We start from the raw sequence: 25,804 nt of genomic DNA, 5'->3' as shown, positions 1-25,804 counted from the left end.
CCGCGCTAGTTACGCCAGACCTGCTGTGCGATCCGGGCGAAGTTGCCACCGAATACCGCCGCCCGGTCCCCGGCACTGAAACCACGACCGGCAAGCTCGGCATCCAGTCCGGGTAGCTCGTTGAGCCCGAGCAGATCCTCCGGCGGCACCCATTGCAGCGGTCCCCACTTCGTATACGCGTCGGAAAACGCCCCGGGATCCTGGGTGAGCATTTCATTGAAATCCTCGGCATCGAAGGAGTAGTCCGACCCGATGCCGAGATGTTCGATTCCAACGAGTTCCGCACCGTATTCGATATGCGCGGCCATTGCCGCGACCCGCTCGGCTCGGCCATCGATCGCGTTCTGCCCCAGGAAGATGCCCACGCCATTGATACCGATAACTCCGCCGGTCCGCGCACAGGCCAGCGCCTGCTCATCGGTGATATTGCGCGGATGCGCCCACAGTGCGGCGAAATTGGAATGGCTGTAGATCATCGGAACTTCGGTGCATTCGGCCAAGTCGAGTCCGGTGCGCCGGGAGCAGTGCGAACCGTCGACGAATATGCCGACCTCGTTCTGTTTGCGCACCAGATCTCGGCCGTAGGCGGTGAGTCCGGTGTCGTCGGTATCCAGACAACCGCAACCAGCCGCATTGGCGTGGTTATAGGTCGGCAGCATTGAACGAACGCCCAGTTCGTAGAAGATCTCGAGGTTATCCGGATCGCCGCCCAGCGGCCCCGAATCCTCCAGGTCGAAGGCCAGCGAAATGGTATCGGCGGCACCGATATCGGCGAACCGCTCGATCAGCCGGAAACGGCCATTATCCAGCGCATCCCGGCGGAACTTGTGCAGCAGCGCCAGCGAATCCTCGGTCGACTGGCGTGAATATCCGACGTTCACCGATAAATACGACCCGAGCGGATAGCGCGCCAGATCCGCGATCCGCGCGGAATGCAGTAATGGCAGGCAGCAGTGCTGCTCCCAGAGAAACTGTGGCAAACCGGCCACCTTCCGCCTCGGTTCGATATCGGAGCAGCGATCCTACTGAGCCGACCGGCACGTATGTCAGACCTTGACTCGATGTCGAGCAACCGGTAACAGCGCGCCCGAATTGCCCGATTCACCGAGTGATATCTCACCTTTGAAGCCTCTCGGCAACAATGTGGACATGACGGGCGTTGAGCAAACTGTGACCGATCCCTACCTGTGGCTCGAAGAAGTAACCGATGAGCGGGCCCTCGACTTCGCCCGCGCGCACAACGAGGTGGTTGTCGAGCGTTTCGCCAGCTCCGATCGGTTCACCGAGCTCGAGCGCCGCATCCTGGACATGCTCGATACCGATACCAAGATCGCCTACCCGGGTCGGCGCGGCCGCTGGCTCTACAACTTCTGGCGCGATGCCGAACATCCCCGCGGGTTGTGGCGGCGCACCACCTTCGCCGAATATGCCAAGGAAGCGCCGGACTGGGATGTGCTGATCGACCTGGACGCGCTCGGCACCGCGGAGGGCGAGAACTGGGTGTGGGGCGGCGCCGCGGTGCTGCGGCCGGAGCAGTCGCGTGCGCTCATCAGCCTGTCCCGCGGCGGCGCGGATGCCAAGGTCGTGCGCGAATTCGATATCGAGACAAGAGAATTCATCGATCCGGCCGACGGCGGTTACTTCCTGCCCGAGGCGAAATCCGAGCTCCGCTGGATCGATATCGACTCGGTGTACGTCGGCACCGATTTCGGACCGGGTTCGCTCACCGATTCCGGCTATCCGCGTATCGCCAAGCGCTGGCGGCGCGGCACCCCGCTCGCCGCGGCCGAAACGGTATTCGAGGGCGAGGCAGGCGATGTCGCGGTATCGGCCGGGTACGACCGGACTCCCGGCTATGAACGGCATTTCGTCGGCCGCGCCACCGACTTCTTCAACGAAGAGGTGTACCTGCTCGAAAGCGACGGCAGTCTGCGGCATCTCGATGTACCGACCGACGCAAGCGAATCCTGGTACAAGGATTGGTTCCTGGTGCGATTGAAGTCGCCATGGGAGATCGGCGACAAGACCTACCCGGCCGGTGCGCTGCTGGCCCTCGACTTCGAGAAATTCCTTTCCGGTGCACGGGAATTCGAGGTGATCTTCACCCCCGACGAGCACACCTCGCTGCACGGATACGGCTGGACCGAAAACCATCTGCTGCTGATCACCCTCGAGGACGTGCAGACCAAGCTCTATGTCCTCACGCCCGGTCCGGACGGCTGGCACAAGGAGCCGCTCGCCGATACCCCGCCGATGGCGACCACCAGCGTGATGAATCTGGACCCGCTCGAGGGCGGCGACGAATTCATGCTGACCACAAGCGGATTCACCACTCCGGCCACCCTGCTCGCCAGCGCGGTCGGCGGCCGTACCGAACAACTCAAACAGGAACCCGGCTTCTTCGACGCCGAGGGCATCGAAACCGAGCAATTCTTCGCGCGCTCCGACGACGGAACCATGGTGCCCTACTTCGTAATCCGCCACCGCGACCACAAGGACACCCCCGGTCCGACAGTGATGTCCGGCTACGGCGGCTTCGAGGTATCCCGAACCCCGGCCTATAGCGGCGCCTCCGGAATGGGCTGGCTGGAACGCGGCGGCACCTGGGTGATGACAAATATCCGCGGTGGCGGCGAATACGGCCCGCAATGGCACACCTCGGTGCAGAAGGCCAACCGGCACAAGGTCTATGAGGACTTCTCCTCGATCGCCAAGGATCTGGTGGCCCGCGGCATCACCACACATGAACAACTGGGCGCGGTCGGCGGTAGCAATGGCGGCCTGCTCATGGGCGTCATGCTGACCCGCTATCCGGAACTGTTCGGCGCCATCGTCTGCCAAGTCCCGTTGCTCGATATGCAGCGATATCACCTGCTGCTGGCGGGTGCGTCCTGGGTGGCCGAATACGGCGATCCGGATAAGCCGGAAGAGTGGGCGTACATCAGCAAGTACTCGCCCTACCAGAACGTCCGCGCCGACGCGCCCTACCCGCCGATCCTGCTGACCACCTCCACCCGCGACGACCGAGTCCACCCTGGCCACGCCCGCAAGATGGCCGCGCTGCTCGAGGAGCAGGGGCACACCGTCTGGTACCACGAGAACATCGAAGGCGGCCACGGCGGCGCGGCCGACAACAAGCAATCGGCATTCCAGGCCGGACTCATCTACGAGTTCTTCACCCAGATGTTGATGGAGCGGTAATCAGGTCCAACCGGCCCGGTACATCCTGCACTGGGCCGACTTCTTGCGGCGGTATGTCTACGATGCAGACTCGGTCTACGCTGTAGACAAGGACTCAGATGAGCGCATGAGCAAGCCGAAGCCGCCCACCCGCCGATTCTTGGACGAGCGTGGCGAATACGTCGAGTCGTTCCGTGTCGAGTTCCTGGCACCGGCCGTAGTGAAGGGTTTCCCGCTGCGGGATAATTACAGGCGGTCGGTGATTCCACACCACACCGCGAAGCCGTGCACAGTGTCGACGGTGCGTGCCTCTGCCCGCGCCAGCGCTCGCACGGTTTCATGCACCATCGGGTTGTAACGGGTCTGGGATGGCGCAATCGATTTCGCGATTACCAGCGCGTCGAACGCACTGCGGCGGTTGCCATGAAGCAGATACGCGCGGGCCAGTTGCGCTGTCCATCAACGCCTTTGGGCTTCCTTTGCCGGTCAGATGGAAATCGGCCGCACCATGTACAAAGGCGGCTTGAAATTATCAGACCGACACTGGGTCAGCTGGGCACGCAATGCCTCTGTTGCCTCAGGGTTGGTCGCGTGAGTCATTTCGATAACGCGGCGCACTGTCAGAGCGTCAACGCCGCGGGCGTCGGCATCGGCCAGGTAGCCGTCGATGATGTCAAGTGTGTCTGGTGTGGGCATCTGAGGTCGACGGCGGTGCGCCAGCCGCTCGCGTTCGATGTCGATGTCGCTGTATCCGCGGCGTTCACGCAGCAACCGTTCGATCTCCTTGAGAGAGGAGGTCGACGTGAGAAACGTTGCCAGCGACGATTCTGCGAGGGCAATGGGTGCAATCCGGTAGATGCGTGTAGCCGCGGCGGTGACCTCGACGACGACACCGCGCTGGATCTCGACGGAGCCGCGCCAACCCGACGCAGCCACAGTAAGCAGAGCATTGGCCTCCGATGGGTGCCATGACCAGATGCTCGCGAATCCTTCCGCATCCCCAGCTATCAGGTCGCCGACATCTTCCGCATCCAGCGCGTGCAATCGCCCATCGATCTCTGCGCGGGACAATTCGCCGTCGAGGCCGACACCGGCGACGAACACCCGAGTCGGCAGCCCGGACATAATCGCGGCGGCCAAAGCAGCGGAGTCCGCAAGCGGGCTCCGTAACCCCGGCTCATTTCCAGCAGCCAGAATGTCACCGCCTGTGTCGATCAACACGATCTCGTCAGCGTCGAAGACGGCTGCTGCGCAACGGATCTGACGCGCAAGACCGTTCACCCCGGCCTCGATGTCCATCAGCAGCAGGGGTTGCGCGAAATGCTCCGCGAGGCGCGGAAGTGTCGATTTCCCGTCGGCGCGCAGAACCGCCGTGGATGGCACCTCGGACACCCCGCCGTGGTCGATCAACCCTTGAAAGTCGGCCCATGTGCGGGGACCTGGTGCCGGGTCGATCATCAGCCGGTCCCAGGAGTAGCTCATGATGGCTGCAACGCCCAGCGCAGGCATTTTGTCGGCGAGCATAGCCGCGGTAACCACGTCGCCGCCCCCACCCGCAGCGATCGCTACTGTCGTCATCATTGTTCGCCAACCAATCCGCGACTCATAAACTGGCTAGTGGCATATGGTACTCAGACCAAGGATGAAGCGTTGCCCGAGATCGAAGAGGTACTTCCGAAATACCTGCAAATCGCAGGATACCTGCGGGATCAGATCGTTCGCGGCGACCTACCGCCAGGCGCGGAGGTCCCGTCTGAACGGGAACTGGCCGCCGCGTGGAACGTATCCCGGCCGACTGCAACCAAAGCTTTGCAGGCACTGCGGCAGCAGGGATTGGTCGAATCACGCCGCGGGTCGGGCACGTTCGTTCGCGAACCGAATGCTGCGCCGCGAGCGCGTGAACGTTTCGAGCGTGCCGCGGCGATGGGCACGATGTACTCCGACACCGAGCGTGTCGAGTTCCCGTTGGTCGGCAGAGTGGACACGCCCGACTACGTCGCGACCGCGCTCGGGCTCGATGAGGGCAGTCCGGTCGTACAGCGGCGGCGCGTCATATACAACGAGGCGAGTGGCCCGACGGAGCTATCAACATCGTGGTTTCCGGCGGCTTTAGCCGATTCCGCGCCACGCCTGCTTGTCGCCGAGCGGATTCGAGGCGGCACGCTCCCGTATCTCGCCGACGCCCTCGGGGTGCGCGCCGCCTATGCCCGCGACCAGGTGTGTGCTCGACCCGCCAGCGATGACGAGCGGGCGGCACTCGAGCTGCCGGATGCATCACCCGCGTTGGTCTACTGGCTGGTGGCATACGACTCCGACGACAATCCGATTCAGTTCGACGAGGCGGTGTACCCGCCGCAACGCTGGGCGTTCCGCCAGGAGTATCCGATAACTTTCTGACCGGCACGGCAGTCTCGCCGGAACTTTCCCCGATTTTGCGGAGTGGCATATGCCACTATCCATAAAGCGGCATAATCCAGTTGTGACACAACGGAACCGACCTGGGAGCCTGCAATGCCAAACCACCCGCTACCGAATCGGGCCGCCGCGGTCGTTGAGCCGCAACGTCCGGTGCAGGGCATCGTGTCGGCCGCCGTGCTGACGCGGTTCATCTACGCCCTTACCGAGTGGGCGGCTTCGATCGAGGACGCCGTAGAGACCCCGAGTCCCGAATCGAATGCGATCGGTGTGGTCCGCTGGGACAACGCCGCGCAAGGCACGTCGGCCGCCGCAGAGCTGAAACATCTAGCGGCAGAGCACAATTACTTCCTCGTTGAGGTCGTCGGATTCGATGTGGACTCCCGCGCCGCAGGGCTGCTGCTGTCGCAACATATCCGGGATGCTGAGGCTGATGCCGTGCTCACCCCCAGCCTCGAACATGTTGGGGAGTTGAAGTGGGCGATCACCCTCGTGTGCGACCTGGTCACCCACGAGCAGGTGTATCCGTGCGGTCATCAATGGCCCGCGCCCCTGTCCATCGTGGGCGGTGACCAATGAGGCGCGAGTTTACGCCGGAGCTGCTGGCCGACACTCCCACCAGTCGATGTCTGTTCTATCGGCAGATATGCGGGCTGACAGCCGGAGTCGATCCCGCCATCGGGCGAATCACGGTGCGGGCAGGCAGCGTATCCGCGGTCGTCATGCCCGCCGACCTAGGCCAAATGGTGAAGATGCACATACAGTCTCGGCAATGCGCACTCGGTCCGATCATCTCCCACCCGCGCTCGCGACGATGGACGTTCATCGTCAGGCCCGATCTCCCCGACGAAGTACCTCTGTTCTCGGAGTTGTTTCGGCTCAACGTAACTGTCGCTCGATTCGGTGCGCAGATCGCACTACCGTCGCCCGCCGATCGGCACGACGGGCTGCGTGTCTGGATCGAACCGCCACGTGACACATTCCGGCCATCCGGAATCGCCGTAGTCGATGCGATCCGCGCGTGCACCAGCATCCGTCCATCGGGAGATTGCCGATGAGCAGTACCCCGGTCAATTGGTGCTCTTTATGAGTGAGCAGGTTTCGCCGCGACCGGGTGATCCGGATGTGCATTTGTCGGTGTTCCTGCATGGTGCGCGATTCGACTTCGCTGTCTGCCTTACCGCCGCGCTCGTCTTTTTGGACGACTGGCGCGATCACCACTATCCCGACGCAGTGACAGTGATTCCTGGATCCACCTGTGGCCTGCCACGCCTCCCCAACGAACGGTTGTACCTCGAACCATGAACAGCTCGAACGAGCAAGGTCCTCGCCATGACCGCTGAGATCCGGAGCATCCGGGCGCCGCCCGTCAAATCAACTCCAGAACAACGCGATTCGACACACCCTGGCCTGCTGTGCCACACGGCGCCCCTGGACCAGACGCCACCAGGGGGCGCGAACCCGGACCGCCGTGTCCGTTCAATACCTGGATTCTATGGGGGAATCATGCAAACTGCCATCAAACGCCTTCTCTTCGTTACCGCCGCCTGCATCGCAGCCGTCATTGCCGCCATCGGCTCAGCGGAGGCCGTCACTGTCCAGCAATGCGAGGAGGCGGGCGGCGTGGTCATCCGATGCGCGGAGCAACCCGTGAATAAGAACGATAAAATCGCTTGCCCAGCACCAGGCAAGACAATCCGACTGTGGTGCGTCGGGACGCGGTTCTACACCATGCCGGATGGCTCTCCGATGGAGGTCTTCGATACCGGCGGCAACAGCAAATACGGGCGATAGGCTCGATATCATGACCAGACGATTTGGTTCCGTCACCACAATCACTGGGGCGAGTCCGGCAGTGATTTCGCTGCTTCGTCGCGCCGCGCAGGTTGCCGAACAACATGGTCGCAACGATCTGGCACCCGAGGATCTGCAAGTAGCCCTGCTGCAGGGCATCCCATGGTCCACACTCGAGGTGTGGTGGCCTCGGGTCGGTGGAAAACCGTTGCAGCGTGGAGTCATCAACGACTTCGATCCGTCTGCGCCGCAAAAGGCGTTGACCTACACGGAATTGGTGGAGTTGGTGACCTCGATGGTGCCTGGCCCAGCCGGGCGTGACGAATTGAACCCGGTGGAGCCGGTCACCGTCACATACGAACTATCGGGGCCGGATGCTGACGAGTTCCGAGCACAGATCGACGGGTCTGGATAGCCCAACGAGGGAGCCCTCAGCCAGCAGGCTGAGGGCTCTGTCTGTCTGGCTCAGCTCGACCTCACACCCAACGAGACAGCGATTGGAGTTCCGAAGATGAGGAGGACGTTCTACCGCTATCCGGTTGCAGCGCAGGGCCGTACGCTCGCACTCATCACTGAAAATCGTTGAGAAGATGGAGCTGTAACGAGATGGACCGAGCTCTTGACGGTGAGGACGACAGGATCACGCGCTATCTGGACCGATGGTTCGAAGCGCGGGTTGAGCTTCGACCGAAGTCGATCAGCTCGATGTCCGTGTCCGAGCTACAAGAGTTGCTTGATCGCCTAATTCAGCTTCCGACCACCGGTGCCGCTATTGCCGACCTTCTCGGGATACCGATCGAGACAAAAGTGGGACGCGAGAGGATTAGGGCGTCGTTCACGACAAGGGTGCTGCAGCGGCAGAAGGCTGTTAGAGAGCAACTCGCGGTACTGCTTCAGCAGGCACAGGTGGACGAGTTCAAGGATGCGGTCGAGGCGAAGGTTGAAGATCCGAAGTTGCGTCAGGACCTCTTGAGCCTCTTCTCGGATTTCGTTCAGGAGCAGCAGGCCAAGGCTCTTGAGTCCAAATCGGCCGAAGCCGCCGCCGAGATGGAGCGAGCGATCCACAATGCCGAGCTCAGAGAGCGTAAGTGGCGGATGTGGAAAGAGATGCTCGACCGGGAGCCGGTCGCGGTGCTTGTCGGCGCTGTCCTCTTAGGCATGTTGACGCTGGCGTTGATCGGAGCCGTGTTCTCACACACCCCGACTCCGGAGATCTTCTCAAGTGCTCTGCTGCTGATTCTCGGCTTCTTCTTCGGCCAAGCGGCCAGCGGCGGAGGTGGACGCTCGCGCGATTAGCAGCGGGATCCGCATCGGCTCGGTGACGTGCTCGACATCGCGTAGCGGGAACCGGCCAAGACGAAGAAAGGGCGGCGTGAGCGGTCGGGACTCCACTGGATCGTGACCGTGACTTGGCCCGACGCCTCCGGCCGTGTGGGCACCTGGACAGTGCGGACAAGGATCGCGCATGTCCAGGAGAAGCAATCGGGCAAAGGCGTAGGATACCGTCGATTCCAGGATGCCCATGGCCCTGAGGTTGTTGAGTAATGTGAGTCGGGGGAGACCAATGCCGCGGCACGCTGGGTCGATATGAGTCCAGTAGCACGGTCGCGGCCGGATTGGCTCGATACCCAGGAGCGAATCAGCTGGAACGGAAGCCAACGATGGAGAAGTCCCGACGGGAAACGTATCTTCACCTACGATCACCTGCACGGGCATATTGAGGTTTTCAATCGGCGAGGTGTCCATATGGGCGTGGCGGACGTGCGTACGGGACAATGGATAGACGAGCCTGTGCCAGGAAGGAGGATCGATGTCTGACACCATCACCTCAGGAACCTTCGTCGACGCCGTCCTGGCAGGCGAAGCGCTCCTTGAGGACATCGATGACTGGGTGGATCGTTGGCATGACGCTGACGGACAGCCTCAAGGACAGTCAATGACCTTGTCGTCATACCTCGGTATGACGAAATCGGAGTACGCGCTATGGGTTGAGCAGGACGACGCCCTACGGTTCGTCATCGCTGCTCATCGCTACCAGACACCGGTAACCGACCTGTTGATCTCCCGCAACGACTACGCCTTGGCCGCTCGTGCCCAGGACGCCGCTGCGGCGGAGAAAGTGCTGCAATGGCTGGTCACGACTGGTCGAATCGACCCTGAGCAGGCGTCGCACGCCTAACCCGTGAACGCCGATCCCCTGCTCGGTTCCGCTCGAAAAGCTGCCGCACTGCTGGTATCTCGCCACGATCTCGAGCCTCCTGTGCCGATTGTGCAGATCTTGGCAGGAGAAGTCGAACTCGCTGTGTCCGAATGGCCCGTCCCGCAGGTTGATGCTGTGATGATGCGACGTCCGGGGCAGAAGCCGGCGGTGTTTTACAAGAACACCGACCCGCGCGGTCTCCGTCAGCGATTCACCCTGGCGCACGAGCTCGGCCACCTGAAGCTGGCATGGCATCTCGGCAACAAGGCCTGCGAGGTAGCGCCCAGCGAGACCGGCTCTGATCGCGCAAACGGGCGTCCACCCGAAGAGCGCGAGGCTGACACCTTCGCCTCGTGCCTACTAGTACCCGACCGTTGGCTTGAGGCTGTGTCGAGGACATACGGCGAGGACATGACCGGGCTGCTGGAAGCGGTCAGCACGGCTCAAGTCAGCACGACCGCATCGCTGTTGGCACTCCGTCGCGGCCTGTCTGCCGGATGGGCCTTTCAACTCAATAGTCGGCCCGACCTCATTACGTCAGCGGGAACAGTGACGCCTGTGGCCGGGCCCGCGGAATTGACGAGGTCCGCGGAGGACCATGGCGTTTACGTCCTGCAGGGCAACAACGTTCGTTGGTGGCGGTTGGCCGGACGCTTCGATATCCCTGCCGAAGATGACGATCCGCGCAGCACGACGGAACTTCTACGATCGGCGATTCGATCGCACGAGTCGGATCCGGCTCGTGCGAAATGGATCGAGCAGTCGGCCAATGGAAAGGTCGGCGGAGGCACCAAGGACGACGCCGGCAGGCCAGCTGGCGAAGTCTTCGCGTCCCTGACCTACCGTTTCCGCTACGTCGAGTACGCCGCGATGACCACGCATCCAGACTTCCAGAAGTGGCTGACGCGAAAGGCGCGGGACAAGGCCAACAAGTAGCCCGCGCCCTCACCTCATCAAACAAGCGTTTGACATGGCGTAGTCTCGCGGGAGATCGCCGGGAAAATCGGCGAAGCTCAGCGGATTCTCGGTGAACTCGCTAGCTGACCAGGCACTTTGAACATCAGTTCATCCTGCTCATCTACAGCGGGACTCGAAACCGCTACTGCCGACCCGGCCCTTGATTCGGACCGGTGGCGGTTTTTTCATGCCCGAGCGGCGTAGCGTGCGGCTTCATGTGCCGAGGGTCGCCGGTTCGAGTCCGGCCGCAGCCGCGATCGAATCTGATCAAACACCTTATGCCTCAAGGAAATTCACCATGTCCACTCTCTCCGCCGCTCTCGCCATCGTTCGCTTGGAACTGATCGGCAAGATTGCCCTCGCCGTTCTCGGCGGGGTCATCAACTGATGCAGCCCGCCGTTGGGCGCATCGTCCACTATCAGATCTAGGGCACGCCCGGCGACGAGCATCCGTCCGAGACCGCCGCTGCCATCATCACCGCAGCAGGCGGCCTGGGCCATACGGGCGCCGATTACGTTGACCTGTGCGTGTTCTATCCGAACGGCTGGTCCAACAAGGCCGTCGTTCGGGGCGCCGATGCGCCGACGCCCGGCTGCTGGAACTGGCCGCCCCGCGTGTGACACCCGACTTCGCAGCGCGTCAACCCGGTTGCGGGATACTCAACGACACCCGAGACGAAGGTCGAGCTGTTTGACTTCGCTTGTGTCAGCGCTGGTTTGATGTTACCCGCTCCCTGGAGGCACTTTGGAACTGTCAATTTGCCGCCGCATGACGAACCGTGGCGTCATCGGCTTGGTTACCCGTTGGGTCCGAACGACAGGATTCAGTCCTTGTTCCAGCCGCGCCTAAGAATCGCCGTTGGTAGAGGCCAGGATGACCGCCGGGATCTGCCATGACACCTTGGCCTGGAAGTCGGCGAGGAATGGTACGTCCACCAGCTTGCTGTCCCAAAGTTATTGCTGCTCATCGCCTTCCGCGAAAGATGCTACTAACGGCCAAGATTCGGTACCGACCTCTACGACGGCTTCGGGATGCGCCGTCAGATTGTGGTACCACCCCGGACGATTCGGCCGCCCACCGTTGGCGGCGTAGACCACTACCCGGTCGCCGTCGCGCTGATATGCCAGCGGCCAGGTGCGGGGTTCGCCGGTGCGGGCACCGGTGGTGATAAGCAGGAGCAGCGGTATGTTCGCGAACTGTCCGCCGACCTTTCCCGCATTGGCGCGGAATTCCGCGATGACATCCAGATGTAGTTGCCGCCGTTGCTCATTCGACACAAACACAGCCTAGGACGGGTTGGGGGATTGCGCTTCGTTGAAGGCGCGCGGTCGTCCGATCAGCGGTCCCGCAGCCACTTCTCCAGTTGATCGACCGTGCTGCTGTATTGACGGATCCAACCGTTGTGCCCCAACGGTTCCGGTTGCACCCAGGTGGTCACCTCGGCCTTGGGCATCTTGGCCAGCAGGTGGGCGGCCGAACTGCTGGGCGCGAGATCGTCGCCGGTCATGGTGATCGACAGCACCGGCAGCTTCAGTCTGGCGATCCGCTCCTCGTAGTCGATATCCGCATCGACCGGCGCGAAGCGGCCGGTGCGGGCCAGCCGCGCCCAGTCCGACATCAGCACCTTCGACTGGCGTCCGAAGCCGCCGAGCGAGATCCGGTCGCCGGGCCAGAAGCCGGTCAGATTGGCAGTCAGCGACATGGCCGCGGTGCCGACCAGCATGCCCGGACCCGAAATGCCCCGGAACCCGCGGTGATACGGGGTGCCGGAGGCGATCAGGATCAGCCCGCCCAAGCGGCCGCGGATCCGCGACGCGTACAGCACCGCGAGTTGGCCGCCCATGCTGTGACCGAGCAGATACGGGGTGCTGTCCGGGAATCGGTCGCGCACCACCGAGAAGATCGCCGGGAAGTCGACCGAGGCCAGTTCGTGGTAGCCGAACGTGCTCGCGGCGCTCGGACGCGGACGACTGTCACCCACGCCGCGCAGCTCACCGATCGCGACATCGAAGCCGCGCGCGGCCAGCGCCTGGGCGAACGGTTCGTAGTACCCGGCCGGAACACCGAGGCCGGGCACCATCACCACCACCGGACGCGGCGCATCCGGGCGCACTGGATGCCGATGCGCACCGGTCGCCGCGAACAGCCGCACCGGTACGGTGGTGCCGTCCGGCATCTGGATTGGAACGGTCTCCATACAGCGCACGCTAGCCGACGGCTGGCGGAACTACGCGCCGACCGCACCCATGATCACGCGGCTGAGCACTCGGATCACGTCGTCCAGTGGTGGTCGCGGGTCCGAGCCGCTCCACGAATCCACCACGTAGTTGACCGCGCCGATTATGGCCAGCACCCGCATCTCGTAGTCGCCCGTTGGGATTTCGCCGTGCAAGGCGGCATCCTCCGCGGCGCTGGCTAGTAGCGAACCCCAGACGCGACGCAGCTCCAGCCGGAACTTCTCCACCTTCGGCCCGGCGCCGACGACCTCTACCAGCGCCACCCGCGCCTTGCGCGGATCGGAGCCGATGGATTCGACGTAAGCGCGCACCGCGGCAACGATGATCTCCAGCGCGGTCGCGTCGGATTTCTTCTCCAGGGCGGCGGTCACCGCTTCGCGCGATTCCTTATCGATCTGCTCGTAGAGCTCGAGTAGGAGGGATTCGCGGCCAGTGAACTCCTCATAGAACTGCCTCGAGGAGAGTCCCGCGTCCTTACAGATAGCGCCGACCGAACTATTGGCGTAGCCATCGCGCGCGAAGACCGTCAGGCCCGATTCCAGAAAACGCGCACGCCGCTGACGTTGCCGGTCCTCTACGGGTTGCCCGGCATACATTCGTCCCGTATTCGCATCCTGTGACATTGGGGCAGACAATACCGAAGGGCCCGATCCCCTCGTCATGGATCGGGCTGTTCGTCTCAACCTTCGGCGAAACAGGCGTTAGCCGAAAGTTGGCCGCGCGGTTGCTATTGCGCTTACGGGAGGCTGCTATCCGATCTAACTACCCCTACAAGGGTTGTCACTGATTGTTTGCCACATCGGAGGATGTCGAGAGGTTCGGCACGCCGAAAGTATTTTGAAGGACTTTTTTAGAATTATTCTTTCGACAGACCTTTCATCAACGCGGGCAGTTCCGCGACGGAATCGATGACGTGATCCGGTGTGGCCGAAGCCGTCGCCAGAACGGCGGGCCGGAATTTGCCGGTGCGCACCAGAACTCCGGTCATACCGACCCGTTGGGCAGCGAGTACATCGGAATGCAGATCGTCGCCGATCATCAGCACCTCGACCGGATCGAGGCCCATGAGGTCGGCACAGGTTCGGAATCCGGCCGCCGCGGGCTTGCCGACCACCGCGATCTCGGCATTGCCCGCCGCCTCCAGACCCGGCAGGTATGCGCCCGCATCGATGCGGAGCCCGGTATCGGTAGCCCAAGTCAGGCCGCCGTGCATCGCGACGACCGGTATACCGTCCAGCATCAGCTCCGCCACCCTGCTCAGCGCATCATGCGTGAATTCCGCACCGGCGCCGCCGATTACGATGACGTCCGGATTTTCGTCGTCGAGAGTCAGCTCGGCGAGGTCGGCCTCGATATCGCCATGATTGAGCACCCACACTGCCGCATTCGGGTAGCGGCGGCCCACGTATTCGCCGGTGAGCCGGGCGGCGGTGACGATCTCCGCGGTATCGACATCGAATCCGGCTTCCCGCAGCCGCTCGGCGATCTCGTCGCAGGTCCGGGAGGTGGTGTTAGTGAGAAACCTTCGGCGCAAACCACTTTCGCGCACGCGGCGCACGGCCTCGACCGCGCCGTCGATCTCGTGCCATGAGGTCACCAGCACACCGTCGATGTCGTAGAGCACACCGCGTATGTCGCCAGACATGGGTTCAGCCTACGACTGTCGAAGGGAGTCGTCCGCCGCATCTGTTCGATACGGCGCGTCAGCGGGCGAAACTGCGGGCGGCGCGCGCGAGCATCCATGGCACGAGCCGACGGTGAAATGGCCGCACAATGGCGAAATACCTTCGGCCCCAGCGATTTCGATACTTGACCAGAGACGTGATGGTGACCGTGCCGTCGTCGACGAGAACAGAGACGACAAAGTCGAGAACCGTCATCGCATCGGCGGTCACGTGCTCATGCTCGTCGCTTTCGCGATCGGGAAAAGGCTTGCCGAAGAATATCTTTCGGGTCCATTCCCGCGGATCGATAGGAGCGCCGGACGGCAGCACTATTACATGGGAATCAATGTAATCCCAATCGATTCCCGGCGAGCGCGCCAGGGTGGCTCGTTCGGGAATCTCATAAGTCGGCATTGCATTCCTCCGATATCCCATACGGGAGCGTATGGATTAACCATACGGTAGCGTATGGGAATGGCACAAGGGGATGCGAAGGCACGGCTCAGCGCCGACGATTGGGCACAGGCCGCACTGGACGCGCTGGCGGAGGGCGGTCTGGCGGCGGTGTCCGTCGAGCCCATCGCCAAGCGGCTCGGCACCACCAAGGGCAGCTTCTACTGGCATTTCAAGGACCGCGCGGCCCTCATCGATGCGGCGCTGGCGCGCTGGGAGCAGCGCAGCACCGACGATGTGATCGCCGAGATCGCCGGCGAGACAGACCCGGCCGAGCGGTTGCATCGACTCTTCGCCCAGGTCATCGATTACGCGGCCACCGGACGCATCGAATTGGCCCTACTAGCCTCGGCGGACCAGCCGCCGGTCGCCGCGACATTGCGCCGAGTCGCGGACCGACGCATCGAATACGTCGCGGAACTCCTGCGTGAACTCGGACTGACCACCGCGCAGGCGCGGACCAGAGCAGTTGTCGCCGTGAGCATTTACCACGGTTTCAACCAACTGGCCCGCGTCTCCCCCGACACCCTCCCGAGCACCGAAGCACAGCGAAGAGCGTTGGTGGACAGCGCATTCGAGAGTCTGCTACCGAAACGGCGCTGAATCAGCTGCCGCCGCCGCAACCACCGCCGCCACCACAGCCGCCGCCCCCGCAGCCCGAGCCGCCGCCGCAGCTGGATCCACCGCCACAACTCGAGCCGCCGCCGCAACCACCGCCGCCTCCATTGCCACCACCACTGCCCGCGGCCCATCGATTTCGTCTGCGGCGGTTGCGGCGCCCCCGACTGCCACGGTTCGCGTAATGGATGATCGTGATCGTGCCGTACAGCGCCAGGACACCGATCACGACAAAGATTCCGTCCATTGCCCCCACCCCTGAGTGACGTTCGAGTCTTCACCCCAAGTGCACCCGCTACGGGACCGCCCGTAAAGCCAATACTTTTGGGGCGTTTGAACCGCTCAACGGACGCAGACAGCGGGCACCTCGGCTCACCGAGACCCGGTTTGAGTGAACGATTGCCCGGTCAGGATTGCGAGCCGTTGATGATCGCATCGAGCAGGCCTGGAAAACGCTCGTCCAGATCGTCGCGCCGCAGTTCGACGAGCCGGTTGCGGCCGGAAACGTAGGTGGTCGTGACACCCGCGTCGCGCAGCACCTTCCAGTGATGTGATGCGGTCGCGGCAGTGATTTCGACATCGAATTTGTCGATGGCGCAGCTGAGCGGCTCGCGGACCCCCGCGAGCGCACGAATCAGCTCCAGCCGGATCGGATCGGCGATGGCGCTGAGCACCCGGATCAGGTCCAGGTCGCCGGTGCTCGGCTGCGGTAGCTGACGCACGTTCATCCTCCGATCGTTTGACAACCATCGAATTATATCTCAGCATCATAAGATGCTTCGACAATCATCGAACAATCTGTATCGGTCCCTGATTCCGCTCGCCGTCGGCACCTTCGTGCTGGGTACCGACGGTTTCGTGCTCAATGGCATGCTCCCGCTCATCGCCCGCGATTTGGACGTTTCGGTGGCCACCGCGGGCCTGCTCACCACCATGTTCGCCTGGACCTACGCCATCGCCTCACCGGTCATCGCGGCCGCCACCGGATCCTGGGACCGGCGTTGGGTATTGGGCGGTGGTGCGGTTCTCTTCGTCCTCGGCATGATCGGACAGGCTGCGGCGCAGGACTTTTCGGTGATGGCCTGGGCGCGCATCATTGCCGCGATCGGCGCGGCGGCGTTCCAGGCCAATGCCTTCGCCGTGGCCGGGGTGGTCGCCGACGATGCGTACCGAGGCCGCGCACTATCGGTCGTCACCGCCGGAATCACGCTGTCCGCCGTCGCGGGCGTGCCGATCGGTATCTTCGTGGAGCGCTGGATCGGATGGCGCGGCGTGCTCTGGGCGATTGCCGTGGGCGGCGCCATCGCGGCCGCGCTCGTGGTGCTGCTGCCGCGGGTCACCTTGCCGAGCACCGGATTGCGCGATCGCGTCGGCGTGCTCGCCCGGCCCGCCGTACTGCGGGTTCTGCTGGTGACGACACTGCAGATGACCGCGGGCTATACGACCATCGTCTACCTGCCGGTCGTCATCGCACCATCGGTGCCGCAGGGGCAACTCGCCTGGCTGCTGCTGGTCATGGGTATCGGTCAGGTCATCGGCAACTCGCAGGCCGGCAGAGCTGTAGACCGCTTCGGCCCGGCCCGTACGCTGACCATCGGACTCGTCGGCAGCCTCATCGGCCTGCTCCTGCTCGGCCCGGCCACCCACGCCAACTGGGCGGTCTTCGCGGTACTCGGCCTGACCGGTCTCTTCGGATCCGCGATCCTCATCCCGCAACAGTTCCGACTCTTCGCCATTGCGCACGACGCGCCGACCGTCGCGCTCGGACTCAACGGCTCTGCCATCTACCTCGGCAGCGGCATCGGTTCGCTGCTGGGCGGCACGGTGCTGGATTCGTCGGGCGCGAGCTGGCTCCCGTGGACCTCGGCCGCGGTCGGCTTCCTCGCCCTCACACTCGGCGTCGCGACCTTGCGCCGACCGGCCCACACCGAAACGGCGGTAGTCGCCGCGGTGTGAAATCGCCTGTATCCCAATGGCTCCCGGGTCGATCCGGGAGCTATTTTTTCGGCGCGGATTCGGGGCGAATGGAGTCGAGCAGGTCGGCGCAGCGGGTGAGCAGTTCGCGCAGCGCGGCGTGTTCGGCCTCGGTGAATTCGTCGGCCAATGCGCGTTCCACGCGCACGGCACTCGCGTCCGCCTCTTGCGCGAGCGCCGCGCCCGCTTCGGTGAGGCGGGTCTCCAGGACGTTCTTGTGCCAGGCGTGCGGGGTGCGCTCGATGAGGCCGCGGTCCTGGAGATTGGTCAGGATCGTATTCATGGTCGGCGGGGTCACCCCGCACAGCCGGGCCAGCGCGGCGGCGTTGATACCCGGGTTTTCGATGAGGAACAGCAGGGCCCCGTACTGGGGAACAGTGAGGCCCGCCGGTTTGAGCGCCGCGCTCTTCGCCGAGTTGAGGGCCTGTTCGGCGCGCTTGAGATACGAGCCGAGGCGCTCGGAGGAGTGCATGGACGTCATATCCGCATGGTAACTGCCCGTCTGCTCGTTAGAGCCTTGACGTTGATTAGAGTTCTAATATATGTTCGTGCACGTTCCAAGATGTGAACACATCTGGATGTTCGACTACCAGGAGCCACGAGCATGTTCCGCACCATCTCGTCCATGGCCATCGCCATTGCCTGCACCGCAGTCGCGGCATGCGGTACGGCGACGGAGGCCGTGAGCCAACCAGCCATCCACATCAGCACCGCCTACGAACTGCCCGGTGATCGCGTCTATCCGGAGGGCATCGCCGTCGATCCGCGCACCGGTGACACCTACGTCGGCTCATACGCCAACGGCGCCGTCTACCGCGCGACACCCGGTGCCACACGGGCCGAAATCTTCTTGCCCGAGGGGGCCGACGGCCGCAAGACCGCGAATGGACTGAAAGTCGATGCGGCGGGGCGACTGTGGGTTATCGACTCGACGGCCGGAGTCGCGGTGTACGACACCGGCAGCCGTGCGCTGATCGCCCGCTTCGATGTCACCGGCACCGGACCGAGGCTGGTCAATGATCTGGCCATCACACCGGACGGCAGCGCATATCTGACCGACAGCCTGCGACCGGTCGTCTACCGGGTCACCCCGGAGCAGGTCATCGCGGCACACGGCGGAAAGGCCGATTTGACAGCACAATTCGACCTGAGCACCAGCATCAGCCCGCATGCGCCGGACGCGTTTACCTTGAACGGCATCGCGTCCGACGATTCCGGTCGCTATCTGCTGATCGTTGACATGAACTCCGGTGAGCTGTATCGCGTTGCGGCCGCGGCGAATTCGCCGGCCCCGATTCGCCGGGTGACCATGCACGGCGCCGATCTGAAACACGGTGACGGACTGGAATTGCACGGCAGCACGCTGTGGGCGGCCCAGAATGCCAGCAACGCCATTACCCGCTGGAAGATCACCGACGATGGCGCGACCGTCGAACTGGAACGCAAAATCACCGACGAATCCCTGCGAATTCCCACCACATTGGTGCGCAGCAATGATCGGACGCTAGTGGTCTCTTCCCAATTCGATAAGGGCGGGCCGATGGGACCGGGCACCCCGACCATGCCGTTCGCCGTCCTGACGGTCGACGGATTCTGATCCCGTCGCGCGGCCGGTCCGTTCAGCGGACCGGCCATCGGCTTATTCACCGCATGACGACTTGATCTAAATCACAACGAAACGCGCGCACTCATCGCGGGTATGCCGTCGCGATGACGTAAGCTCGGCCGACTGACCGGGCACGAGGCTGGGGTGGCGACCTTCGGTCGAGTGTCATACGCTTCGCCGCGGAGGAAAACCGCCTCATGGAGGGACAATTGACCACTCCGAGCCATGGCGATGTCGGAACCGGCGGCCTACAAAAGGTTCCACTGTCGCAGCTGATCCACTTGATGGCCGAATATCAGAAGCTCGGCACGCACCGACAGACGTTTCTACCGGCGCCGGCGAGCGACAGCCTCGTGCGCGGCTACGGGATCGTCGCGGGCGGGTTCGCGGCGGTCGGAGTTATCTGTGTGACGGTCGGGGCATATCCCGGTGCGCTCGCGATCGGTCTGCTCGCCCTGGTGCCCGCGTCCTTGGCATTCTTCCGTGGGCGGCGCAATCGTCGGCACCGCACGGCTCGGCTGGATCTATTCGAATTCGGCATGACCGTGTATCGCTCGGGGGAGCAGGTGGCCGGATTCCGCTGGAACAGTGCCGAAGTGCGCCAACAGGTCATCCCTTTCCAGAATTCCGCCCACACCGAGTACTCACTGCGGATGTCGGGCCCCGACGGCGCCGAGGCCGCATTCGACGACACCCTGTTCGGCGAGGCGCGTGAATGGGGCAGGGCCATCCAATCGGCCGTCACCCTGGCCCAACTCCCCCGTGCCGTGGCCGCCATCGATGACGGTGCGACCGTCCATTTCGGCGAAATCGCCCTCGACCTGGCCGCACTCTATTTCCGCAGCCGGGCCTACGCCTGGGAACAGATCCAATTGATCGACGCCCGAAGCGGTTTGGTCCGCATGAAGGTAGACGGCAACTGGGTCTCGCTCACCCCCGTCGGCCAGATCCCCAACTTCTACATCTTCAACGAACTCGCCGAACGTTTACGCCTGGCCGCCGCAGCAGAATCGGCCGCGATCGAACCAGCGGATCCCGAACTGCCCGCCATCACACCGGCCGTCGAACCCGATCAACGCACGCTGGTAGTCGAACCCCACCCACCCACGCCGGTAATCGACTCCGATCCAATGGTCGGCAATGCTCCCGAGACATCCGCCGATCAACAAATCGAACCCCCAACCCAACGACCAACGGCACCCGCAAAGCAGCCGATGGCCCCATCGAAATAGCCCCCGCCCCAATACCTTCCACCGAATCGGTAGCTACAGTGCTTTGATCCGCTCGCTATCGCCATTCCGTTCAACGCTGTCGAATAGCAGCGGCGAAATCGAAATCCCCCCTCCGATAACCACCCACACACAACCCGCAGGCAAACCCACAGCGCCCTTAGAACTTCCGCCAGACCAAGGCTGCCGTTCAGATAGACCGAAGGCCGGTCCACCATTGGTGGACCGGCCTTCGGGTCTAGAAGTGGTGCTGGGGGGCGGGACTCAGAAGTCCATGCCACCCATGCCACCGGTCGGGTCGCCAGCGGGAGCGGCGGCCTTTTCCGGCTTGTCGGCGACGACGGCCTCGGTGGTGAGGAACAGGGCCGCGATGGAGGCCGCGTTCTGCAGGGCCGAACGGGTGACCTTGACCGGGTCGGCGACACCTGCCGCCAACAGGTCCTGGTACTCGCCCGAGTCGGCGTTCAGGCCGTGGCCCGCCGGCAGGTTCGAGACCTTCTCGGCGACAACGCCGGGCTCGAGGCCCGCGTTGAAGGCGATCTGCTTCAGCGGAGCCGACAGCGCGACGCGCACGATGTTCGCACCGGTCGCCTCGTCACCGGTCAGCTTCAGGTCGTCCAGCGCCGGAGCCGACTGCAGCAGGGCCACGCCACCACCGGCGACGATGCCCTCCTCGACGGCGGCCTTGGCGTTGCGCACGGCATCCTCGATGCGGTGCTTGCGCTCCTTGAGCTCGACCTCGGTCGCGGCACCGGCCTTGATCACCGCGACACCGCCGGCCAGCTTGGCCAGACGCTCCTGCAGCTTCTCCCGGTCGTAGTCCGAGTCCGAGTTCTCGATCTCGGTGCGGATCTGCGCGACGCGGCCCTTGATGGCCTCCGCGTCACCCGCGCCCTCGACGATGGTGGTCTCGTCCTTGGTGATGACGACCTTGCGAGCCTGGCCGAGCAGCTCGATGCCGGCGGTCTCCAGGGACAGGCCGACCTCTTCGCTGATGACCTCGCCACCGGTCAGGATGGCGATATCGGCGAGCTGCGCCTTGCGACGGTCACCGAAGCCCGGCGCCTTGACGGCAACGGACTTGAAGGTGCCGCGGATCTTGTTCACGACCAGGGTCGACAGGGCCTCGCCCTCGACGTCCTCGGCGATGATCAGCAGCGGCTTACCGGCCTGGATGACCTTCTCCAGCAGCGGCAGCAGGTCCTTGACGGTGGAAACCTTGGAACCGACGAGCAGGATGTACGGATCCTCGAGGACCGCTTCCTGACGCTCCGGGTCGGTCACGAAGTAACCCGAGATGTAGCCCTTGTCGAAGCGCATACCCTCGGTGAGCTCCAGCTGGAGCCCGAAGGTGTTGCTCTCCTCGACGGTGATGACGCCTTCCTTGCCGACCTTGTCCATGGCCTCGGCGATGAGCTCACCGATGGACGAGTCGCCGGCCGAGATGCCCGCGGTAGCAGCGATCTGCTCCTTGGTGTCGATCTCCTTGGCCGAGGCGAGCAGGCGAGTCGTGACGGCCTCGACGGCCTTCTCGATGCCGCGCTTCAGGCCCAGCGGGTTGGCGCCGGCGGCGACGTTGCGCAGACCCTCACGTACGAGCGCCTGGGCGAGCACGGTGGCGGTGGTGGTGCCGTCGCCCGCGACGTCGTCGGTCTTCTTGGCGACTTCCTTGACCAGCTCGGCGCCGATCTTCTCGTACGGGTCCTCCAGCTCGATCTCCTTGGCGATGGAAACACCATCGTTGGTGATCGTGGGGGCGCCCCACTTCTTCTCCAGGACAACGTTGCGCCCCTTGGGGCCCAGCGTCACCTTGACCGCGTCGGCGAGGGCGTTCAGGCCCCGCTCGAGGCCGCGACGGGCCTCTTCGTCGTACGCAATTGTCTTGGCCATTGCGTTGAGATCCTCCACATGTATATGGCTGACACACAGGACGATCGCAGGTTGGATCGTCCCATTTACGCTGGCCAGGTTCGGTGCCCGCGACGGACGACCGAGGGTGTCGATGGAACCCGGTCTCACCGTCCCGACCTGGCACTCACACGTCGAGAGTGCCAAGCCCTTTTTAGCACTCAGGGGTGTCGAGTGCAAGGTCCGCCGCGCAGCTCAGCCCCGACTCAGGCCGAGCTGCGGTCGTCCACCCGGAGTATCAGTGCGACGAACGCATCGGCCCGGCGCTCCTCGGGCGTGCGTGGTTCACCCTCATCGACCGTTACGAGTTCGGCGTCGTTCAGCAGCAACTCCGCCTCCACCCGCATGATCGCCCGAATGAACGGTGGCGCGACATCGGGCGGCAGGTCGCCGTTGATGATGTAGCTGCCATCGGGCTGCGATTCGGTGGAGACATAGGTCAGCGCACGCTCGAGATCAGCGCGTCGTTCCCCCGCAACCAGGTCGGAATCCATCTCATCCGCCATTGCTATAGCTTACCGGTGCGGCGGAACAGCCCTTTCCCGACAGGCCGACCAGTCCGGAATCCGCCGCGCCGCCCCGGATCGCGCGACCGGCAAATGGCTGCTCGCCAATGACTATCCATGTGGCGCGGCGCATGATCGGCGCCGACCTTATGGTGTCCAGGTGAGTGAAAGTCCCGGCTGGAACGCTATCGACGCCGCGTTGGAACAGCTGTACCACGACACCGCACCCAGCCATTGGGGGACGGGGGTCCCCTGGTCGCTCGGCGGGCCCGATCCGCTGGACGGCATCAGCGCTTATCCGCGCACCGAACCGGTCCCACACTGGCACTACATCAGCTACGGCATGACCGAGCTGTACGAGAAGGAATGGGATAGCCCCGACGAATCGGGCTGGGGATTCGAATTCACCTTCCGGCTACTGCGCACCCCGGCCGACGAGAAACCGCCGGTCTGGCCCGCGAACTTCCTGCAGAATCTGGCCCGGTATGTGTTCCAGTCCGGGAATTGGTTCGCACCCGGCCACACCATCAAGTCGAACGGTCCGATCGCCGCGGACCATCCGGATTCGGATATCCAGGCCGTGGCCTTCGCCGTCGACCCGGAGCTCGGCGCCATCGACACACCGCACGGGCGGGTGCAGTTCCTGCAGATCGTCGGCCTGACCATACCGGAGTACCGGGCCGCGCAGGGCGGTCACACCCAGGCCGTGCTCGACGTCCTCGCGCCGCGGCTGCCGCTGTTGGTCACCGATATCGAACGCGGCCCGCTCATGGAGGAGCCGAAGACGAAGGCGAAATGGCCGCGCTGGGGCGGGGGTCTGCGCGGGCGGGCGTAAATTTCGAAGTGCAGGAAGATCAACGATCCCGAAAGGGGACGCCCGTGCCCGCACTGCCGTTCAACTCGCTCTATCGGCACGGGTTCGCACGGGTGGCGGTCGCGGTGCCGCGGATCCGGGTCGCCGATCCCGCGTTCAATGTCGAGCAGACACTCGAGCTCGCTCGGAAAGCGGCCGCCGACGGCGTCGTGCTGACGGTCTTTCCCGAACTCGGACTCGCCAGCTACACCGCCGACGATCTGTTCCACCAGGACGCGCTCGATGATGCGGTCGGCACGGCAATCAAGCAGATAGTCGCGGCGAGCAGGGAAATCGACACGGTGCTGTTGGTCGGTGCGCCGGTGCGGACCCAGGGTCGGCTGTTCAACTGCGCGATCGCGGTATGCCGCGGCAAGGTACTCGGGACCGCGCCGAAGAGCTATCTGCCGAACTACCGCGAGTTCTACGAGAAGCGCCAATTCGCGGCGGCGCGTGAGACCTTGGACGATCACATCACGATCGCCGGTCAGCGAGTGCCGTTCGGTTCCGACCTGTTGTTCACCGCGACCAATCTCGACGGCTTCGTATTCCACCTGGAGATCTGCGAAGACGGCTGGGTTCCGTTGCCGCCCAGTGGGTATGCCGCACTGGCCGGTGCGACGGTGCTGGTCAATCTGTCGGCGAGCAATATCGTCATCGGCAAGGCCGACTACCGGCGCGCGTTGTGCACCTCACATTCCGCGCGTTATCTGGCCGCATATCTATATTCGGCTGCGGGACACGGCGAATCGACTACCGATATGGCCTGGGACGGACAGGCACTGGTATGCGAGAACGGCGACCTGCTCGCCGAGGGCGAGCGGTTTTCCGACCACCCCCAGTTGATCACCGCCGATCTCGATCTGCAGCGGCTGGCCGCGGATCGCATCCGCACCACCAGTTTCGCCGACAATGTGCACGATCACCGCGACCGTCTGCTACGGCTGCGGCGCATCGAAGTGGAGTTGCCTATTCCGACGAGCGTCATTGCCTTGCGCCGCGAAATCCAGCGGTTCCCTTACGTTCCCAGCGATCCGGTCGCCCGCAACGAACGCTGCGCCGAGGTGCATCACATCCAGGTCGAGGGTCTGAGCACCCGCTTGCGCGCGACCGGCAGTCAGCGGTTGGTCATCGGCGTCTCCGGCGGACTGGACTCCACCCAGGCACTGATCGTCGCGGCCAAAACCATGGACCGGCTCGGACTGCCGCGCACAAATGTACTGGCCTACACCATGCCCGGCTTCGCGACCAGCACCCGAACCCGCACCGACGCGCACGCACTGATGGACGCACTCGGCGTGACCGCGCAGGAGATCGATATCCGCCCATCCGCTAACCAGATGCTGCGCGACCTGAATCATCCTGCTGCCGAAGGTATCGCGCAGTACGACGTGACCTACGAGAACGTGCAGGCGGGCGAGCGCACCTCGCATCTGTTCCGACTCGCCAACCAGCACAACGCACTCGTGGTCGGCACCGGCGATCTCAGTGAACTCGCCTTGGGCTGGTGCACTTTCGGCGTCGGCGACCATATGGCGCACTACAGCGTGAACGCCTCGGTCCCCAAAACACTGATCAAATATCTGATCGCCTGGGCGGTCGATACCCATCAGTTCGGCGCCGAGGCAAGCCGCGTGCTGTCATCTATTCTGCAAACCGAGATCTCGCCGGAGCTGGTGCCCAGCCACGATTCCACTACCCCGGGCCAGAGCTCCGAGGCCACCGTCGGCCCCTATGAACTGCAGGACTTCCACCTCTACTACCTGCTGCGCTTCGGCTACCGCCCGAGCCGGGTCGCCTACCTGGCCCGACACGCTTGGTCCGAGCTCGAGCGCGGCAGCTGGCCGGACCTCATTCCGGCCGACCAGCGCAACACCTACGACCTGCCGACCATCAAACACTGGCTCGCCGAATTCCTGCGCCGCTTCATCCAGACCAGCCAGTTCAAACGCTCCACCCTGCCCAATGCCCCGAAAGTCGGTTCGGGCGGCTCACTTTCACCCCGCGGCGACTGGCGTGCGCCGAGCGATGCCTCCGCCGCCGCCTGGTTGGACGAACTCGCCCGCAACGTGCCGGAGCACTGAACCGCCGTCACGCCGCAACGGGCGCACGGTATTCGAGCGGTATCCGTGAGGCGCGCCGCGCCGACGTCCCCCGCGATCGGATGGCCCGCCGCTGCCGTGCCCTGGCCGCGTGCGCGCATCGAATG

The 25,804-nt window shown here is 63.9% G+C and carries 27 protein-coding genes; 16 read left to right on the top strand and 11 right to left on the bottom strand.

Annotated features, from left to right (window positions below; genetic code table 11):
- Positions 1–5: 5 nt before the first annotated feature.
- Positions 6–980 carry a membrane dipeptidase gene (locus ACIBI6_RS26840; RefSeq protein WP_364353580.1) on the bottom strand — a complete coding sequence of 325 codons (975 nt, stop codon included), beginning with the start codon at positions 978–980 and terminating at the stop codon, positions 6–8.
- A 169-nt stretch (positions 981–1,149) separates the two neighbouring features.
- Here ACIBI6_RS26840 and ACIBI6_RS26835 point away from each other — a divergent pair, with 169 nt between their 5' ends.
- On the top strand, positions 1,150–3,201 hold the full coding sequence (locus tag ACIBI6_RS26835) for a prolyl oligopeptidase family protein (RefSeq protein ID WP_396958250.1): 2,052 nt from the start codon (positions 1,150–1,152) through the stop codon (positions 3,199–3,201).
- Between the two features lie 465 nt (positions 3,202–3,666).
- On the opposite strand, the gene ACIBI6_RS26830 is transcribed toward ACIBI6_RS26835, so the two are convergent.
- Complete coding sequence (locus ACIBI6_RS26830) at positions 3,667–4,758, bottom strand: DUF1152 domain-containing protein (RefSeq protein ID WP_396958249.1); 1,092 nt, start codon at positions 4,756–4,758, stop codon at positions 3,667–3,669.
- 72 nt (positions 4,759–4,830) lie between these two features.
- On the opposite strand from ACIBI6_RS26830, the gene ACIBI6_RS26825 reads away from it, so the two are divergent.
- The 9 genes from ACIBI6_RS26825 to ACIBI6_RS26785 all read left to right on the top strand — a co-directional run bounded on the left by ACIBI6_RS26825 (position 4,831) and on the right by ACIBI6_RS26785 (position 10,525).
- Positions 4,831–5,577 (top strand): GntR family transcriptional regulator, encoded by a 747-nt coding sequence (locus ACIBI6_RS26825; protein ID WP_396958248.1) that lies wholly within the window; start codon positions 4,831–4,833, stop codon positions 5,575–5,577.
- A gap of 114 nt (positions 5,578–5,691) precedes the next feature.
- Positions 5,692–6,174 carry a hypothetical protein gene (locus ACIBI6_RS26820; protein WP_396958247.1) on the top strand — a complete coding sequence of 161 codons (483 nt, stop codon included), beginning with the start codon at positions 5,692–5,694 and terminating at the stop codon, positions 6,172–6,174.
- Between the two features lie 507 nt (positions 6,175–6,681).
- Positions 6,682–6,900 carry a hypothetical protein gene (locus ACIBI6_RS26815; RefSeq protein WP_396958246.1) on the top strand — a complete coding sequence of 73 codons (219 nt, stop codon included), beginning with the start codon at positions 6,682–6,684 and terminating at the stop codon, positions 6,898–6,900.
- A 201-nt stretch (positions 6,901–7,101) separates the two neighbouring features.
- Positions 7,102–7,389 carry a hypothetical protein gene (locus ACIBI6_RS26810; RefSeq protein WP_396958245.1) on the top strand — a complete coding sequence of 96 codons (288 nt, stop codon included), beginning with the start codon at positions 7,102–7,104 and terminating at the stop codon, positions 7,387–7,389.
- A 10-nt stretch (positions 7,390–7,399) separates the two neighbouring features.
- Complete coding sequence (locus ACIBI6_RS26805) at positions 7,400–7,804, top strand: hypothetical protein (protein WP_396958244.1); 405 nt, start codon at positions 7,400–7,402, stop codon at positions 7,802–7,804.
- A gap of 191 nt (positions 7,805–7,995) precedes the next feature.
- The gene (locus ACIBI6_RS26800) at positions 7,996–8,685 is read left to right on the top strand and encodes a hypothetical protein (RefSeq protein WP_396958243.1); all 690 of its coding nucleotides are present in this window, start codon (positions 7,996–7,998) and stop codon (positions 8,683–8,685) included.
- A gap of 291 nt (positions 8,686–8,976) precedes the next feature.
- A complete protein-coding gene (locus ACIBI6_RS26795) occupies positions 8,977–9,207 on the top strand; it encodes a colicin E3/pyocin S6 family cytotoxin (RefSeq protein WP_396958242.1) in 231 nt (76 codons plus the stop codon).
- Entirely contained in the window at positions 9,200–9,568 is a 369-nt protein-coding gene (locus ACIBI6_RS26790) for a hypothetical protein (protein WP_396958241.1), read from the top strand. Before ACIBI6_RS26795 ends, ACIBI6_RS26790 begins: the two co-directional genes overlap by 8 nt.
- Before the next feature lie 3 nt (positions 9,569–9,571).
- A complete protein-coding gene (locus tag ACIBI6_RS26785; RefSeq protein ID WP_396958240.1) occupies positions 9,572–10,525 on the top strand; it encodes an ImmA/IrrE family metallo-endopeptidase in 954 nt (317 codons plus the stop codon).
- A 975-nt stretch (positions 10,526–11,500) separates the two neighbouring features.
- On the opposite strand, the gene ACIBI6_RS26780 is transcribed toward ACIBI6_RS26785, so the two are convergent.
- The 5 genes from ACIBI6_RS26780 to ACIBI6_RS26760 all read right to left on the bottom strand — a co-directional run bounded on the left by ACIBI6_RS26780 (position 11,501) and on the right by ACIBI6_RS26760 (position 14,778).
- Complete coding sequence (locus ACIBI6_RS26780) at positions 11,501–11,824, bottom strand: nitroreductase/quinone reductase family protein (RefSeq protein ID WP_396958239.1); 324 nt, start codon at positions 11,822–11,824, stop codon at positions 11,501–11,503.
- Positions 11,825–11,883: 59 nt separating this feature from the next.
- Entirely contained in the window at positions 11,884–12,744 is an 861-nt protein-coding gene (locus ACIBI6_RS26775; protein WP_364353601.1) for an alpha/beta fold hydrolase, read from the bottom strand.
- 30 nt (positions 12,745–12,774) lie between these two features.
- On the bottom strand, positions 12,775–13,407 hold the full coding sequence (locus ACIBI6_RS26770) for a TetR/AcrR family transcriptional regulator (RefSeq protein ID WP_364353604.1): 633 nt from the start codon (positions 13,405–13,407) through the stop codon (positions 12,775–12,777).
- A gap of 233 nt (positions 13,408–13,640) precedes the next feature.
- Positions 13,641–14,429 carry an HAD-IIA family hydrolase gene (locus ACIBI6_RS26765; protein WP_396958238.1) on the bottom strand — a complete coding sequence of 263 codons (789 nt, stop codon included), beginning with the start codon at positions 14,427–14,429 and terminating at the stop codon, positions 13,641–13,643.
- A gap of 58 nt (positions 14,430–14,487) precedes the next feature.
- Positions 14,488–14,778: a DUF2867 domain-containing protein gene (locus tag ACIBI6_RS26760; protein ID WP_364353610.1), complete on the bottom strand. Its 291-nt coding sequence runs from the start codon at positions 14,776–14,778 to the stop codon at positions 14,488–14,490.
- 144 nt (positions 14,779–14,922) lie between these two features.
- Between ACIBI6_RS26760 and ACIBI6_RS26755 the strand changes: the two genes are divergently transcribed.
- A complete protein-coding gene (locus tag ACIBI6_RS26755; protein ID WP_396958237.1) occupies positions 14,923–15,504 on the top strand; it encodes a TetR/AcrR family transcriptional regulator in 582 nt (193 codons plus the stop codon).
- Between the two features lie 422 nt (positions 15,505–15,926).
- Here ACIBI6_RS26755 and ACIBI6_RS26750 read toward each other — a convergent pair whose 3' ends face one another.
- On the bottom strand, positions 15,927–16,247 hold the full coding sequence (locus ACIBI6_RS26750) for a helix-turn-helix transcriptional regulator (RefSeq protein ID WP_062983430.1): 321 nt from the start codon (positions 16,245–16,247) through the stop codon (positions 15,927–15,929).
- A gap of 46 nt (positions 16,248–16,293) precedes the next feature.
- On the opposite strand from ACIBI6_RS26750, the gene ACIBI6_RS26745 reads away from it, so the two are divergent.
- Positions 16,294–17,475 (top strand): MFS transporter, encoded by a 1,182-nt coding sequence (locus ACIBI6_RS26745; RefSeq protein ID WP_364353617.1) that lies wholly within the window; start codon positions 16,294–16,296, stop codon positions 17,473–17,475.
- 40 nt (positions 17,476–17,515) lie between these two features.
- Here the strand turns inward: ACIBI6_RS26745 and ACIBI6_RS26740 are convergent, their stop codons facing one another.
- Positions 17,516–17,974, bottom strand: coding sequence for a MarR family transcriptional regulator (locus tag ACIBI6_RS26740; protein WP_364353620.1), 459 nt, complete (start codon positions 17,972–17,974; stop codon positions 17,516–17,518).
- A 123-nt stretch (positions 17,975–18,097) separates the two neighbouring features.
- On the opposite strand from ACIBI6_RS26740, the gene ACIBI6_RS26735 reads away from it, so the two are divergent.
- Positions 18,098–19,090, top strand: coding sequence for an SMP-30/gluconolactonase/LRE family protein (locus tag ACIBI6_RS26735; RefSeq protein WP_396958236.1), 993 nt, complete (start codon positions 18,098–18,100; stop codon positions 19,088–19,090).
- A gap of 218 nt (positions 19,091–19,308) precedes the next feature.
- A complete protein-coding gene (locus ACIBI6_RS26730; RefSeq protein ID WP_364353626.1) occupies positions 19,309–20,331 on the top strand; it encodes a DUF6585 family protein in 1,023 nt (340 codons plus the stop codon).
- Between the two features lie 261 nt (positions 20,332–20,592).
- Here ACIBI6_RS26730 and groL read toward each other — a convergent pair whose 3' ends face one another.
- Both groL and ACIBI6_RS26720 read right to left on the bottom strand, forming a co-directional pair.
- Complete coding sequence (gene groL, locus ACIBI6_RS26725; protein WP_364353629.1) at positions 20,593–22,218, bottom strand: chaperonin GroEL; 1,626 nt, start codon at positions 22,216–22,218, stop codon at positions 20,593–20,595.
- Between the two features lie 224 nt (positions 22,219–22,442).
- Entirely contained in the window at positions 22,443–22,742 is a 300-nt protein-coding gene (locus tag ACIBI6_RS26720) for a hypothetical protein (RefSeq protein WP_364353632.1), read from the bottom strand.
- 160 nt (positions 22,743–22,902) lie between these two features.
- On the opposite strand from ACIBI6_RS26720, the gene ACIBI6_RS26715 reads away from it, so the two are divergent.
- The gene (locus ACIBI6_RS26715; protein ID WP_364353635.1) at positions 22,903–23,577 is read left to right on the top strand and encodes a suppressor of fused domain protein; all 675 of its coding nucleotides are present in this window, start codon (positions 22,903–22,905) and stop codon (positions 23,575–23,577) included.
- 44 nt (positions 23,578–23,621) lie between these two features.
- Positions 23,622–25,679, top strand: coding sequence for an NAD(+) synthase (locus ACIBI6_RS26710; RefSeq protein ID WP_396958235.1), 2,058 nt, complete (start codon positions 23,622–23,624; stop codon positions 25,677–25,679).
- Positions 25,680–25,804: the final 125 nt, after the last annotated feature.

The sequence above is a fragment of the Nocardia sp. NPDC050412 genome (assembly GCF_044458825.1).
Lineage (GTDB): Bacteria > Actinomycetota > Actinomycetes > Mycobacteriales > Mycobacteriaceae > Nocardia.
The sequence above is the reverse complement of the archived record's forward strand: the minus strand, read 5'-3'. Positions and strand labels throughout refer to the sequence as shown.